Origin of the sequence: Pseudomonas sp. HPB0071, from assembly GCF_000478505.2 — a bacterium.
Classification (GTDB): domain Bacteria; phylum Pseudomonadota; class Gammaproteobacteria; order Pseudomonadales; family Pseudomonadaceae; genus Chryseomonas; species Chryseomonas luteola.
Window position 1 is genome coordinate 23,820 of record NZ_KI517368.1, and the last position, 15,312, is coordinate 39,131.

General features: G+C 56.7%; 13 protein-coding genes. 9 read left to right on the forward strand and 4 right to left on the reverse strand.

The features are described from left to right. The first annotated feature begins 8 nt into the window (after window positions 1-8). Window positions 9-950, forward strand: coding sequence for a LysR family transcriptional regulator (locus tag HMPREF1487_RS19815; RefSeq protein ID WP_010798496.1), 942 nt, complete (start codon window positions 9-11; stop codon window positions 948-950). Here the strand turns inward: HMPREF1487_RS19815 and HMPREF1487_RS19820 are convergent. Next, window positions 912-2,519, reverse strand: coding sequence for an inorganic phosphate transporter (locus HMPREF1487_RS19820; protein ID WP_010798497.1), 1,608 nt, complete (start codon window positions 2,517-2,519; stop codon window positions 912-914). The genes HMPREF1487_RS19815 and HMPREF1487_RS19820 overlap by 39 nt on opposite strands. A gap of 304 nt (window positions 2,520-2,823) precedes the next feature. Beyond that, entirely contained in the window at window positions 2,824-4,104 is a 1,281-nt protein-coding gene (locus tag HMPREF1487_RS19825; RefSeq protein WP_010798498.1) for an OprD family porin, read from the reverse strand. 540 nt (window positions 4,105-4,644) lie between these two features. Here HMPREF1487_RS19825 and HMPREF1487_RS19830 point away from each other — a divergent pair. Together HMPREF1487_RS19830 and ggt are read left to right on the forward strand one after the other, a co-directional pair. After that, a complete protein-coding gene (locus HMPREF1487_RS19830; protein WP_037031065.1) occupies window positions 4,645-7,287 on the forward strand; it encodes an MGH1-like glycoside hydrolase domain-containing protein in 2,643 nt (880 codons plus the stop codon). Between the two features lie 153 nt (window positions 7,288-7,440). After that, window positions 7,441-9,219, forward strand: coding sequence for a gamma-glutamyltransferase (gene ggt / locus HMPREF1487_RS19835; protein WP_010798501.1), 1,779 nt, complete (start codon window positions 7,441-7,443; stop codon window positions 9,217-9,219). Window positions 9,220-9,234: 15 nt separating this feature from the next. On the opposite strand, the gene HMPREF1487_RS19840 is transcribed toward ggt, so the two are convergent. Next, window positions 9,235-10,233, reverse strand: a complete 999-nt coding sequence (locus HMPREF1487_RS19840; RefSeq protein ID WP_010798502.1) for a LysR family transcriptional regulator — start codon at window positions 10,231-10,233, stop codon at window positions 9,235-9,237. 93 nt (window positions 10,234-10,326) lie between these two features. On the opposite strand from HMPREF1487_RS19840, the gene HMPREF1487_RS19845 reads away from it, so the two are divergent. From HMPREF1487_RS19845 to HMPREF1487_RS19865, 5 genes are all read left to right on the forward strand, one after another. Next, complete coding sequence (locus HMPREF1487_RS19845; RefSeq protein WP_010798503.1) at window positions 10,327-10,962, forward strand: alanyl-tRNA editing protein; 636 nt, start codon at window positions 10,327-10,329, stop codon at window positions 10,960-10,962. 87 nt (window positions 10,963-11,049) lie between these two features. Continuing rightward, window positions 11,050-11,820, forward strand: coding sequence for a 2OG-Fe(II)-dependent halogenase WelO5 family protein (locus HMPREF1487_RS19850; protein WP_010798504.1), 771 nt, complete (start codon window positions 11,050-11,052; stop codon window positions 11,818-11,820). A gap of 2 nt (window positions 11,821-11,822) precedes the next feature. Beyond that, complete coding sequence (locus tag HMPREF1487_RS19855; protein ID WP_010798505.1) at window positions 11,823-12,464, forward strand: LysE family translocator; 642 nt, start codon at window positions 11,823-11,825, stop codon at window positions 12,462-12,464. Between the two features lie 109 nt (window positions 12,465-12,573). Then, window positions 12,574-12,894 carry an Arc family DNA-binding protein gene (locus tag HMPREF1487_RS19860; RefSeq protein WP_010798506.1) on the forward strand — a complete coding sequence of 107 codons (321 nt, stop codon included), beginning with the start codon at window positions 12,574-12,576 and terminating at the stop codon, window positions 12,892-12,894. A gap of 434 nt (window positions 12,895-13,328) precedes the next feature. Then, a complete protein-coding gene (locus HMPREF1487_RS19865) occupies window positions 13,329-13,817 on the forward strand; it encodes a hypothetical protein (protein ID WP_010798507.1) in 489 nt (162 codons plus the stop codon). Window positions 13,818-13,825: 8 nt separating this feature from the next. Here HMPREF1487_RS19865 and HMPREF1487_RS19870 read toward each other — a convergent pair whose 3' ends face one another. Then, on the reverse strand, window positions 13,826-14,281 hold the full coding sequence (locus HMPREF1487_RS19870) for a DUF2231 domain-containing protein (protein WP_010798508.1): 456 nt from the start codon (window positions 14,279-14,281) through the stop codon (window positions 13,826-13,828). Window positions 14,282-14,368: 87 nt separating this feature from the next. On the opposite strand from HMPREF1487_RS19870, the gene coxB reads away from it, so the two are divergent. Beyond that, window positions 14,369-15,307, forward strand: a complete 939-nt coding sequence (gene coxB, locus HMPREF1487_RS19875; RefSeq protein WP_010798509.1) for a cytochrome c oxidase subunit II — start codon at window positions 14,369-14,371, stop codon at window positions 15,305-15,307. The last annotated feature ends 5 nt before the right edge of the window (window positions 15,308-15,312 follow it).

The window sequence follows — 15,312 nt, forward strand, 5'->3', positions numbered from 1 at the left end:
AGGTACATGTGAGAAGAAAAATACCCAGTACGGCTGCGCTGATTGCCTTTGAGGCTGCTGCCAGACACCAGAGTTTTACCCGTGCCGCAGATGAGTTGGCTCTGACACAAAGTGCGGTATGCCGGCAGATTGCAGGTTTGGAGAGCTTTCTGGGCATTGAGCTGTTTCGCCGTACTCGCCGGGGTGTTCTACTTACTGAAGCGGGATTATCCTATAGCCGGCAGGTAGCCCAGCACCTGGATGCAGCCGAGCGGGACGCTCTGGCTGTTATGGGCAAGCATGGCTCAGGCCGGCTCGAACTCGCGGTAGTACCCACCTTTGGTACACAATGGCTCCTGCCACGCCTTAAGCGGTTTCAAGTACTTCATCCAGACATAACGGTCAATCTGACCAACCGTACCCGCCCTTTTCTCTTTGCCGACACTGACTTCGATGCCGCGCTTTATTGTGGAGACGGTGAGTGGTCAGGCACACAAACCCATTTTCTCATGCACGAATACCCGGTGCCGGTGTGCAGTCCGGCATTGGTCGATCACAAGGATGGCATTACCGCTCAGGCTGTTGCAGCGCTTCCGCTACTGCAACAGACCACACGGCCTTATGCCTGGCGACAATGGTTTAATGCGCAGGGCCTGTCATTCCCCCATGATCTGCATGGTCCGCGTTACGAGCTGTTTTCCATGCTGGCTCAGGCCGCCATCCATGAAATGGGGGTTGCGCTGATTCCGCCGTTCCTTATCCAGAACGAGCTGGAGCAGGAGCGGCTTATCATCTTGAATACCTCTAGCTACCGCAGTGATCGTGCGTATTATCTTGCTATCCCCGAGCGTACGACCACATCTCAAGCATTACAGTCCTTTCGCGACTGGCTGCTTGGCGAGGCACAGGAGTACCGCACAGGCAGCTCATCATCAGAACACGGCATGGAAGAGCCAGTACAGCAACCCTGAAAGCATCATCGCGGCGGGTAAGGTAAATACCCAGGCCAGGGCCAGGTTGCGTACCGTAGACATCTGCAGGCCACTGCCATTGGCTGCCATGGTTCCCGCTACACCCGAGGACAAGACATGCGTGGTCGAGACAGGCAGGCCATACAGGTCGGCTGCGCCAATAGTAGCCATAGCGACCAGCTCGGCACTGGCGCCTTGAGCATAGGTCAGGTGCGTCTTACCAATGCGCTCGCCCACGGTAATGACGATCCGTCGCCACCCAACCAGGGTGCCCATACCCAGCGCAATGGCCACCGCCACCTTTACCCAAAGCGGAATGAATCGTGTCGCCTCATCGATCTGGCGCTTGAATTCATTGAGATTGTTGCGCGTGTCGTCGGAAAAGGTATCGAGCTTTTGTTTCTTGAGCAGGCTGATGCTTTCTGAAGTCAGGTACATGTCGTTACGCACGTTCATCATGGCCTGGGCAGGTACGTTGGCCAGCGTGCCGTAACTTTTCACCTCATCGGCGATCAACCCGGTCACTGCACCCAACGCCGGAATGACCTCCTCCGTGGACTTGCGGGTACGTACATATTCCAGAAGTACGCCACGTGGATCGGCCGGTGCAGCGCCAGGTACATCCTTTACAATTCCTTGTTGAGTCACCTGAGCTACAGCAACGAACTGCGGCGTTTGCGTGGCGGGCACTGCACGGTTCAGCGCATAGGCCATTGGCAAGGTACCTACCAGGATCAGCATGATAAGCCCCATTCCCTTCTGACCGTCATTGGAGCCGTGGGCAAACGACACGCCGGTGCAGGTAAGGATCAACATCCCCCGAATCCAGAACGGGGGCGGCTGAGTGCCTTTGGGCTCCTGATAGAGTGCCTTTTGCTTGACCAGCATGCGCAATGTCAGCAGCAGGAGCGCTGCACAGATAAATCCTACCAGGGGTGAGAAAAGAAGCGCATACCCCACCTTCAGCGCCTGACTCCAATCTACCCCGCTGCTGCCGTCTCGCCCTTCCAGCCAGGCATTGGTCAGCCCGACGCCCAGAATCGAACCAATCAAGGTATGGGATGACGACGCTGGCAACCCAAGCCACCACGTTCCCAAATTCCAGACAATGGCGGCAATCAGCAAGGCAAAGATCATTGCAAAGCCATTGCTGGAGCCGACCTGCAGGATGAGGTCAACCGGCAACAGTGCAATGATGCCGAACGCCACGGCGCCGCTGGAAAGCATCACACCCATGAAATTCCAAAAACCGGACCACACGACAGCGACCTGGGCAGGCAGTGAATGCGTATAGATAACGGTAGCAACTGCATTGGCCGTATCGTGGAACCCATTGACGAATTCGAATCCAAGCGCAATGACCAGAGCCAGGCCCAGCAATGCGAACGGCAACCAAGTGGTGGCTACCGATCCGGCTTCACGGACATCACTGACAATACCGTAGGAACTGATGAGAATGCCGGCAAAAAGCAATGAGAAAAATAGGAAAACACTTCGGCGACTGAACGTCTGGTCCAGCCGGGGACGCGTGGCTGCGGGGGCCGCATCATGAGCCTGGATCGTCGACATACGAGAGGACCTTATAGGACTGTTCACCTCACGCTATGCCCTCTTTGTGACATTTTGTATGCAAATATCGACCGTTTGTCCTTAAAGCGTCATCTTGTCATGAATGTTTCTTCTAGACATTTTGGGTACTGCTCAGACCCGCCGCCAATGATCGAAACCTAGTGTCAGGTCTTCAGACGCCATTTATTGCAAAAGACGCTAGCCACTTATAAGTCAGGCCTTTCATCAGTAGTGCGTCTGGTAAACCAGGCGGGTCGCTGATCTCAAGCGACCCGCCTTGCCGGCTTATCCAGCCGGCATCTGTTTAGAAGATACTGATTGGGTAGTCGATGAAGATACGCACTTCGTTACCGTCATCGTTGTAGGAGCGGACATTGTTTGACGTGCGCAGGATGGAGTTACGCAGACGTACCGAAAGGTCCTTGGCCGGACCGTTCTGAACAACGTATTTCACCTGATTGAACAGCTCGCGCTCCTTGCCACGTCCATCTCCGGCATCGATATGATCACCGCGAACATAAGCCAGCTGATAGCTCAGGCCCGGAACCCCATAAGTGGAAAAATCCAGTCCATAGCCCAACTGCCAGGAACGCTCGTCCTTAGCGTTGAAGTCCGACCAGTAGGAGTTGGCAAGAAAGATCGTCATGCCACCGTCACCTATGCCGCCCGCGTTCTGATACCAGCCGTAGGGATAGCCAATATCACCCGTGCTGCGCTGGTGCGCCAGAGTGAAGGAGTGAGGCCCTACCGAGTAGGTAGCCGCCAGACTCCAGATCTTGTTGTCGCGGGCATTGGCATCACCTGAATAAGTCTGGGCAAAGCTCTTGTCCAACCGCGTCTTATAGCCATTGAAGTCAAACGTCAGAGACTGGTCCTTATCGATGGGCAGGACGTAGTTCAGGTTGATGTACTGCTTTTTCAGGACGTCTTTGACATCGGACGCATAAAGCGATGCCATGAACTGATCTGTGAACTTGTAGCTGCCACCGATGACATCGATCTTTTTCAGCCCACCGCTATCACGTCCTTCGGCACTCTTGCGGGACTCCTCGGTGAAGCGCCCTACGTTGAGGACAAGCCCATCGATTTCTTTCGAGGTAATCAGCGTACCGGTATAACTTTCCGGCAGTAGGCGTGAGGTGTCCGAGTTCAGGACCGGCAGCGCCGGCATCTGATCACCGTAGGTGATGGTCGTGTTGGAGAAACGTGCCTTGATCGAGGCGCCGCCCTTGGCGATATCGCTGGCCGCCTCACCGCTGTCGCCCTGTTTGAAGAAATCGATACCGCCAGCACCCGAGCGGCCTTTGCCACCGTCCAGGCGCAGACCGTACAAAGCAAATGCGTCGACGCCAAACCCTACGATACCTTGTGTAAATCCAGATGCAAAATTGGCCGTTACGCCCTGCCCCCACTCCGCCTTGTCTTGATTACCGTGCTTATAGTCACGGTTCATGTAGGCGTTGCGCAGGAACAGCTTGAGGCTGCTGTCCTCAATAAACCCGTTGGAGGTCTGGGTTTCAGCTGCCAATGCCTGGGTAGCACTCAATACGCCACAAGCAATCAAGGTAATCCGTTTGTTTAACATCTACTGCCGTTCCTTTCTGACTAATACGGTGTGACGATCAGGCTTGTTTCTATAGGTCTTTCCTGACGGACTGGAAGGATTCCCGCACACGTGAATGACAGGAATGCTCATGGCTTACCGGTTGGGTGCCGCCTCGGCGGGTAAGCCTACGCGAGCGTTCCAAAAGCCTCATAAGGCCTGGCAAATCATGAGCTCTCTCGTGAAAGGGTATGTACGAGAGCAGCCACCTCGCACCCGCAAGAAAACAGGTGCCTGTTCTTCTCTACTGGTGATCGCAAAGCGATAGGCCATTGTACTGCCATATCAGGGGGTTATGTAACTGTAAGAAAAGGTTGCCGAACATGAATAGGTTTCAGGTTAATGCCGACGCCAAACGTGCTTGCCGACGCGTTTGGCCCGGCCATATCAAGCCGTATAAACGGCCCGGTTAGTGCAGCAAGCGTGGAATGTGAATCCTCCTGTGCCAAAAGATGTCTATACCTCATCAAGGGCGCCTGTTCGCGCTTGGAGTTTGGCAATCTAATTATCACGGGAGATACGATGACGGCACATCCAGCACCGGGCATCCTCAATACAATAGAAGGTCAGCGGCTTTCCGGCGTCGATGCCGAGCACTGGCGGAAATGGGGTCCCTACCTGAGTGAACGCCAATGGGCAACGGTGCGTGAGGACTATAGTGCCGATGGCAACGCCTGGAGCTATTTCCCGCACGAACATGCACGCAGCCGTGCCTATCGCTGGGGTGAGGACGGGCTGGCCGGTTTCTCCGATGTAGCCCAGCAGTGGTGTCTGGCGCTAGGGCTCTGGAATGAGCGCGACCCTTTTATCAAGGAACGTCTGTTCGGCCTGACGAACGCCGAAGGCAACCATGGCGAAGACGTCAAGGAACTGTATTTCTATCTGGATGGCGTTCCAAGCCACTCCTACATGCGCATGCTCTACAAGTATCCTCACGCCGAGTTTCCCTACGCCGACCTGGTAGAAGAAAACAGTCGCCGTGGCCTTGAGGATGCGGAGTACGAGATTCTGGATACCGGTGTCTTTAACGACAACCGCTATTTTGATGTGACCGTCGAATACGCCAAGAACACGCCGGACGATGTGCTGATGCGTGTCACGGTGGTAAACCGCTCTACCGAGGCGGCACGCCTACATGTCATGCCCCACCTGTGGACACGCAACACCTGGGTATGGACCGGAGCGCCGCAGCGACCGCTGCTATCCATCATGGACGACGGAAAAGTCAAGGCAACTAACTACAACTGGGCGGATTATATCGCTACCGCATGGGGTGACGTCACGCCCGAATGGATCTTCTGTAACAACGAAACCAACAAGCCAAAACTGGAAGGCATTGAAGCGTCCGGTCCGTTCAAGGATGGTATAAACGATTATGTGGTGAGTGGTGACGAGCAGGCGATTCGCCGAGACTCCGGCAGCAAGGTGACTGCACGGTTCGTACTGGATATTCAGGGAAATGGCCGGTCGGTTATCTATCTGCGATTTGCACCGGAAACCGCTGACCCTCATCTCGATGTAAAAGCGGTCTTCGCCAAACGCCGTGCTGAAGCAGACGCGTTTTACGCAGAGTTGCAACACAACATCATCGATGAGGACGCCCGCAACGTACAGCGGCAGGCCATTGCCGGCCTGCTCTGGTCCAAACAGCTCTACTATTTTGAAGTCAACCGCTGGATTGATGGTGATCCCAATCGTCCTGCCCCGCCCCAGGAGCGTAAGAGCGGGCGAAATACCCAGTGGCGGCATCTCGTCAATTTCGACATCGTATCAATGCCGGATAAGTGGGAATACCCCTGGTATGCGTCATGGGACCTTGCGTTCCAGGCGGTGGCCTATGCCATGATCGATCCGGGTTTTGCCAAGCAGCAACTTCTTCTGTTAGTCAAAGACCGCTTCATGCACCCCAACGGGCAGCTACCGGCCTACGAATGGAACTTTGAGGATGCCAATCCTCCCGTACACGCTTGGGCCTGCTGGCATGTTTATCAGCAAGAAAAGGCACTGACGGGACACGGTGATCGCGAGTTTCTGGAGCGCGTTTTCCATAAGCTGTTGCTCAACTTCTCCTGGTGGGTCAATCGCAAGGATGCCGAAGGCCGCAATCTCTTCCAGGGGGGCTTCCTGGGCCTGGATAACATCGGCATCTTCGACCGTTCCGCCGTCTTGCCGCCCGGCTCTCACTTGGATCAGGCCGATGGAACTGCGTGGATGGCTGCCTACGCGCTTGACCTGATGCGCATTGCACTAGAGCTGGCCAAGGAAAACCCGGTATACGTCGACATTGGCGTGAAGTTCTTTGAGCACTTCCTGCATATCGCCGGCGCGATCAACGCGGGTGAAGAGCGCCATGATGGACTCTGGGATGAGCAGGATGAATTCTTCTATGATGTGCTGCACCGTGGCGATGGCACCTGTGAGCCGATGCGGCTGCGCTCGATCGTAGGACTCATCCCGCTGTTCGCCGTGCAGGTATTAGAGTCCAAGGAATATGAAGGCCTGCCTGGCGTGCGGGATCGTCTGAAGGAGTTCGTACGGCAACGTCCTGATTTGGCACGACTGGTTTCCCGTTGGACCGAGCCCGGTCAGGGCAACCGATTCCTGCTGGCGCTGCTGCGTGGCCAGCGGACCAAGAGTCTCCTGGCGCGAATGCTGGATGAGAAGGAGTTTCTGTCACCATTCGGCATCCGCTCACTGTCCAAGATACATGCCGAAGCCCCCTTCGAGATGCGGCAGGAAGACGGCTCCATGCTTAGCGCACGTTATCAACCCGCCGAATCTGACTCCCGGCTGTATGGCGGTAACTCCAACTGGCGGGGGCCGCTGTGGATGCCGATCAACTATATGTTGATCGAATCGCTGCACGAGTTCTATCTGTATTACTCGGATAACTTCTCGGTGGAGTATCCGACTGGCTCCGGCTACCTCGCCTCCCTGGAAGAGGTCGCCAGCGGCCTGAGCGAGCGTTTGACACGCATGTTCCTCAAGGATGAAAACGGCCACCGTCCCAGCATGATGGCCTATCCACAGCTTCAGAATGATCCAGACTGTGCAGACCTTGTGCTTTTCCATGAGTATTTCCATGGTGAGAACGGGCGCGGTCTTGGAGCTTCCCACCAGACCGGCTGGAGCGCACTGGTCGCGCTGCTGCTTCAGCCTCGTTGATAGCGGTGTATGAAAGGCCGGACCTCGTCCGGCCTTTTTACAGCTGGCATTTCAATGCAACCCAGCAGCCTTTAGTATCCATAGCGATGTGCACGCGCGGTTCCACCGGTTCAATGTGCTACGCCTTATAACAATCCCAACAAGGAGACCTTGATGTTCGCCCGATGGACATTGCCATTTGCTGCAGCGGTATCACTTTCCATCTCCATGCTTCTGTCACCTGCACTTACGTTTGCGGCCTCAAGCCCTGCCGTGGAGGCCAGGCATGGAATGGTCGTCTCGTCGCAACAGCTGGCTTCCCAAGTAGGCGTGGATATTCTCAAGAAAGGGGGTAACGCCATCGACGCCGCTGTTGCTGTCGGTTACGCGCAGGCCGTGGTCAATCCCTGTTGCGGCAATATCGGTGGCGGTGGCTTTATGACAATCCACTTGGCGGATGGCAAAGATACCTTTATCGACTTTCGCGAAAAGGCGCCTGCTGCCGCCAGTGCAGATATGTATCTCGACAGCAACGGCAAGGTCCGTAAAGACGCCAGCCTATATGGCTATCTGGCCGCTGGCGTGCCCGGTACGGTATTGGGCCTGGACACCGCTCACCAGCGGTACGGCAAGCTGACCCGAGAGCAGGTCATGGCGCCGGCGATCGGGCTGGCGCGGGAAGGCTTTGTATTGACCCGGGCGGATACCGATATCCTCGACACTACCGTTGAACGCTTCAAGCATGATCCGGAAGCCGCACGACTTTTCCTGCGCAAGGACGGCTCTCCACTTCAGCCGGGTGACCGTCTGATACAGACCGACCTTGCCAACACCCTCGCTGGCATCGCTAAAGGGGGACCGAACGCCTTCTACCAGGGACGCATTCCCCAGGCTGTCGAAAAGGCGGCCAAGGCAGGGGGCGGCATCCTGACGGCAGAGGATTTTGCGCGTTACACCATCAACGAAACCGCACCGCTTACCTGTACCTACCGAGGCTACACTTTTGTGTCTGCCCCACCGCCCAGCTCAGGAGGTGTAACCTTGTGCGAAACCCTCAACATTCTTGAAGGTTATGACCTGAAAAGCATGGGCTTCAACTCAGCGGATTATATCCATACCCTGACCGAAGCCATGCGGCAGGCCTACATGGACCGCAACACCTCTCTGGGCGATCCGGCCTTTGTCGATAATCCCATCGAGCAGCTCACCAGCAAAGATTACGCCGCCCAGGTACGCAACCGGATTATTCCCAACAAGGCCACCCCGTCGGCGCAGGTCATTCCAGGCATGGAAACACGAGAAAAGCCAGAGACCACGCACTATTCCATCATGGATGAACATGGAAATGCCGTTTCCACGACCTATACCATCAATGGCCGATTCGGATCAGTCGTTATTGCGCCCGGAACCGGGTTCTTTTTGAATAATGAGATGGATGATTTTACCGTGAAGGTGGGTGAGCAGAACCTGTATGGTCTTGTTCAAGGCACAGCCAATGCGATAGCTCCTGGCAAGCGGCCGCTGTCGTCGATGACGCCCACCCTGATCAACAAAGATGGCAAAACCTTCATGGTCCTGGGCTCACCCGGTGGTTCGCGCATCATCTCCATCACGTTGCAGACCGCCCTTAACGTCATTGATCATGGGATGCCGCCTCAGGAAGCAGTCGATGCGCCACGAATTCATCACCAATGGATGCCGGATGAGGTGTATTACGAGCAACGCGGCGTATCTGCCGATAGCCTCAAGCTCCTGCAGGACATGGGCTATACCATGGTGCAGCAGACACCATGGGGCGCAGCCGAGTTGATCATGGTGGGCCTGCCGGGTGCGCCTGGTGTCATGGCAGATGACTCCGGCAACGACTCGGCAGTATCCGGGCGGGTGCGGGAAGGCTTTCTTTACGGCTCCAACGACGTACGCCGTCCCGCAGGCGCCGCAATCGGCTATTGAACCCTCCAGGCGGCGCTACCAGTCGCCGCCTGCCTCCGGCATCTCGTATTCCCGGTACTGGGTCACTGCCATGCCTATCTCTGGATCGTCATGGAGGGTTGGCTCCTGACTCAGCCGTTCGACCAGAAAATCGATAAACACCTTGAGCTTGGGTTGCAGGTGCCTGGTTGCTGGATAGAGCAGCCAGGCTCCTCCGCAGTATTGCGTCTGGAATGACCACTCAGGCAGTACTTGAACGATCAGACCCTTGCGTAAGGCGTAGCGCGCGGTGAAATAGGGAAGACTGCCGATACCGATATGGTGTAGCACAGCGTCCAGTCGCGCCCCGGTATGATTAGCGGCATAACGGCCGCGAACGTTGACGCTCACAGTCTTGTTGCCTTTTCTGAACCGCCAACGTGAATCGGCCGGCTCCTGCCCAAGGTAAATGCAGCTGTGCGTTGTCAGCTCCCGAGGATGCTCCGGCGTGCCATGCTCTGCCAGATAATGGGGCGTCGCCGCCAGTAGATGGTCGATCTGCACCAGTTCTCGTCCCATCAGGCCGGGCGGTGGCTGATCCGTAATGCGGATAGCCAGGTCCACATCACCATCGATGAGATCGACATAGTGGTCGCTCAGATTCATCTGCACATCCACTTGCGGGTAGAGCCGCAAAAATTCGGGCAGGTGCGGATGAATCAGAAATCGCCCGACTGCCTTCGGCACACTCAGGCGGATAACACCCTCCGGCGTCTGACTGAACTGCCCGCTGACCTCCATGACGGCGCGCGCAGCGTTCACCATGTCGACACAGCGCCGATAGACCTCTTCTCCGCTTTCGCTCAAACGAAGCTTGCGTGTCGTCCGGTTGAGCAGGCGTGTCGCCAGGGCCTTTTCAAGCCGGGCTACACTTCGGCTAGTGGAAGACGGTGTCGTGCCCAGCTGACGTGCAGCCTCGGAGAAGCTTCCAGTTTCGACGACCTTGACGAAAACAACCATCTCGCCCATTAGCATGATTGATAGATTTGTGCTCACCGCGCAAAAGTCCTTTGGAATGCAGGCGGATTATCACAATATCACCCCTTCCCTAGAATGGGGCAGGCATCTGCTTTGCAAAGGGCTTTAGACATGACTCAGCGTCTGTATTATTCGAGTGACATTCTGGTCATGGAGGTTGAAGTTACCGCCTGTGCCCCTTGGGAAGATCTCTATGCGGTGGAGTTGGCCGCCACGCCCTTCCATCCCCAGGGCGGCGGGCAACCCAGCGATACCGGCTGGCTGGGCGACACAGAGGTCGTCATGGTCAAACAGGACGGCGAGCGTATCGTCCACTACACACGAGAGCCTCTAACACTGGGTTCCGTGCGAGCCCGTGTCGATGAGAACCGACGTCGACTGCATACACACTTGCACTCGGCCGGTCATCTGATCGGTCATATCGGAGAGGCGTTTGGCTGGCGACCCGTCAAGGCACACCATTGGCCAGGAGAAGGCCGTATTGAGTTCATGCCCGGTCAGGAGGCTCGGCCTCTGGATGCGGAGCAGCTGGAATCTCATTTCGACCAGTACGTGCAACAGGATCTACCGGTCAGCATCACCCTCGATGACGAAGGCCAGCGTAGGGTTGGCTTTGGCGATTTTACGCCTTACGGCTGTGGCGGCACGCATGTTCGCTCCTCGCGGGAGCTTAACGGACTGAAGGATCTCCTGCTCAAGGAAAAGAAAGGAAAACTCTCCGTTCATTACGATGTGACTTCCCCATGACGTGATCACACGATGGTCAGGGTCTGCGACGTGTAACAACCATACGAGCACACCAGGAAGTCACCCTATCACCCAAGGAACCTGCTCATGATGCTTGAAAAGCAGCGTCTCGAGACGTCGTCCATCAACGCTCTCGCTAACGAAGAGGTCATGGCGATCCACGTCAGGCAGTTCATTCCTCAGGAACTGGCGTCGAAGATAGCCCAGCAAATTCTCGGGCAGGGTTTCGAAAGCTACCTTAACGCACCCAGTATCGGCCGTATCGGCATGGCCTTTTACGAGGCTGAAAATCAGCCGCCCCGGCTGGCGGACTATTTTGAAAGCGTCTACGAAAACATCGAAGAACTGCGACGGCGTTGCCAGCCGTATCTGTCCCCTATCGATCTGCTGCGCTGCACGCTTGATGAAGTCTGGCCTGCGGGCGCCCGGCTGCAAACCCTGTATGGACGCAAGATGTATGTAGGGCTTTCCCGCGTCGTCAAACCGGGCGTTCGCTTCCTTGCCCATCACGACATCTTTGCCAAGGATGCTCCGCAGAGCACCGAGGCCATGAGCCTTGAGGCCCAGATGGCCTGCAACGTTTACCTGAACATGCCAAGCGAGGGCGGCGCCCTGCAGCTCTGGCGAACCGAGCTTACGCCCGATCAGTTCGACGCCCTGCGTGGCACAAGCTATGGGATAGACCCCACCCTGCTGGGACCACCCGATGTTGAAATCCGACCGGAGCCGGGTGACCTCATTCTCTTCAACTCAAGAAAGATGCATGCGGTCACTCCCGGTTCGGACCATTTACGCCTCAGCCTGTCGTGTTTTGTTGGATACCGAGGCGCTGGCAGCCCGTTAACCTTCTGGAGTTGAAATTGACGTCCTCTTACTTCACCGAATTTTTAAGCCTTGCCATCATCCATTTTCTGGCGGTGGTCGCACCAGGGCCCGATTTTGCCATCACGGTACGCCAGAGCGTTCGCTACGGACGTCTGGTCGGGCTGTTTACGGCGTTGGGCATCGGAGCAGGCATTTCGGTACATGTGCTCTATACGCTGCTGGGCATCGGTGCCCTGATGCATGCCACTCCCTGGCTGCTCAGTGTTGCAAAAGTCGTTGGGGGCGCCTACATCCTTTATCTAGGCATCAGCCTGCTCAAAAGCAAGCCGACCCAGGCATTGGATGAAGTGCAAGGCGGCACGGTGGCTGTCGATGAGCAAACCATCGGCAAAGCATTCCGTATTGGGTTCCTCACCAATGCTACCAACCCCAAGGCAACCCTGTTTTTTCTGGCGATCTTTACTACCGTGGTGAGCGCACAAACCCCAATGAAAATCCAGGCGCTGTATGGCTTGTGGATGTGTTGTGTGAACGCAGCCTGGTTCATGATCGTCAGCTTTCTGTTTTCGAGCCCTCGTGTGCGACAACTGTTCCTGCGCATGGGGCACTGGTTCGAACGTACGATGGGGCTAGTGCTGGTGTTCTTCGCCGGCCGGTTGTTGCTGTCGATCATCTAAGTGTTTCACGGCTCGATAGCCACAAGCTGCCGGGCCGTGTCGAAACCTGGCTGGAGCGGTTCACTGCACAGCTGTTTGTCCCTACCCCAGCACGGAGCTGAATAGACTCATGCCACAAGCCATTCGATCCTACTCGACCCGTACCGCCGAAAAATTCGTCCTCCGGCTGCCTGAAGGCATGCGTGAGCGTATTGCAGAGGTTGCTCGCAACCACCACCGCAGCATGAACTCTGAAATCATCTCGTACCTGGAGCATAGTCTAGTGCAGGACGGCCTTCTGGAAGCTGATCCCGACATGCGCATGGACAGCCCGACCTTGAGCCTGCACGAACGTGAACTACTCCAGCGCTTCCGCCAGCTTTCCGGTCGACAGCAGAATGCACTTATCTCCCTGATCGCCGACGACCTTGAACGCGTAGGCGAGCACTGAACCAAGGTTCTCCCTCCAGGGCTCCCGACTGCTTTACCAGGCTGCCTAGCACCAACGGGCCAGCCAGGGGCACGCGACTATCCGGCCACCCAATCGTGCTCCAGAGGATATGGAGATGCGCCTGGCGATAGCGTAAAAAGCTGTCGCTTTCTTTAACGTAAGGCCCGCACTGGCGGGCTTTGCTCTACGCTCAGAAGCCTTTGCCTGAAAAGCCAGAAACCCATTCAGGCGAAGTCCATGGCCTCATGATGGATTCTCTTTTCCTCCCCGGACAGGCTGGGTACTGTAGCCATGGGCGAGGAATCGCCTGAACCGATCCATACAATTCATGTTACAACCCGCTACGCCCTGATCCGAACATCTGCAAACCTCATGGGGTCGGACCCCAAGGACCGGCCGTAGGCCAGCATGTATCTGGATCATTAGGACGACTTATGCCGTTGTTGAAGCTGCTGCATTTTCTGGGATTGATTGGGTGGTGCGGCAGCCTGCTCTATCTACCGGGCCTGTTGATGGCCCAGGTTCATGACATACACAAGGCCGACAGACCTTATCGGTCTGGTACAGGCGACATTACTTCAGAGCTAGACGCTCCCGTTCCGGCCCTACAGCTGCTAAGGCCTGAGCTGCTGCGCTATGTATTCACGCTCATTGCCACCCCTTGTGCGTTGGTGGCGATTATCAGCGGAACACTTCTGTTCATCCGTCACAGCCTTTTCGATCCCTGGTTGATCCTGAAGCTCAGCCTGGTAGCCGTCATGGTAGTAGGCCACGCCTTATGTGGTGCGCTGATTCTGAAAAGCGATAACCTGGCACCCAGGACCATACGGGCATGGAGCATAGGCCTGGCGGTTGCGCTCAGTCTGGCTATCGGGGGCACGCTGTATCTTGTCCTGGCCAAGCCAGGTTGGAGCGGCGCATGACCAACCGATCAGCTTTCCACGTCCACCCCAACCGCATGTTCGTAGACCAGACGGCCTCCCAGATAGCTGGCAAGGGAAATCAGTACAGCGGTAACGCCGGTCAGGTAAAAGCTCCAGAGCACGAGCTCTTCACCCCCCTGATACCGCACCATCCAGTTGAGCGAAGCCAGGGACAACATCATTACGGCCAGAATGGCATGGCACCATGCTGTAATACGTCGGCGTATATCCGCCACGGTAGTAATGTCGATCAGTCCGGCGATACTGGCTACCCAACCACCCGCAGCCCCTACACCTGCCAACCACAGTCCGGCTCGTGCCCAGAACTCATCGCCCGTCCACCAGAAGCCGAAATCGGCACCCACCAGTGCGATCAGCGCCGCGACGGGAAAGTGAATCAGCATGGGATGAATCGGGTGGCCCGCTACGGCGGCGCGGCTTTCGATGTTGTCGGTCGCAGGCATGCAGGACTCTCCAGTCGATGGCAGACCTTTAAATGGACCGCATGGGGACTAACAGTTCCCTTGGTCGGCTGTAGCGGTACACAGTCCATGCTCGACCCCTATGGCCCAGCAGCCCGGGCCGTCGCCTGGACCTGGTGGGCCATGTTTGGTTTCTCCGCCGTCGTCCTGGTAGGTGTAGTAGCGCTCTGGTTGATCGGAATGCGTCGCCCGCCGGCAGCTGTACCGGAGGAAAAGGTTGCGCGCTACAACCGCCGCTGGATTGTCTGGGGAGGCATTGTGCTGCCTTGCGTCAGTATCGTGCTATTGCTCAGCTTTGGCATTCCTCAGGGTAAGCGCATGCTGCCGCTGCCAGTGGAAGGCGTACAGCCGCTCAAAGTTGAGGTGATCGGTCATCAGTGGTGGTGGGAAGTGCGCTATCCCGAAAGCGGCGTGGTAACGGCCAACCAGATGAACCTTCCGGCCGGTCGCCCGCTGGATATTCACGTCAGCAGCGCGGACGTGATCCACTCCTTCTGGATTCCGCGCCTGGGCGGCAAGATCGACATGATTCCCGGCCGTACAAACGTCATCCGTCTGGAAGCGGACCGACTAGCGACACACCGCGGGCAATGCAGCGAATTCTGCGGCATGCAGCACACCCACATGATTCTCTACAGCGAGGTCCAGACGGCTGAGGATTTCGCAACCTGGCTCAAGGCGCGACAGCAATGGCAGGCGCCTGCGCCACAGCCCGAAGCCAGAAGCCTCTTTGAGCGCGAGTGTGCCGCCTGTCATCAGGTCAGTGGACTTGAGTCGCCGCTTGGAGGGATCACAGACGAAACGCTGCTGATAGGTCCGGATCTGGGCGACGTAGGTAGCCGCAGCCACCTGGGCGCCGGAGTGCTCAAAAATGAACCGGGCGCCATTCGCCGCTGGCTTTCAGAGCATCAGACCCTCAAGCCGGAAAACCGCATGCCGCCGCTGGATCACCTGAGGGATACGGAACTCGATGTACTTGCCGACTGGCTGGAGACCCTCACCCCATGAGCGAC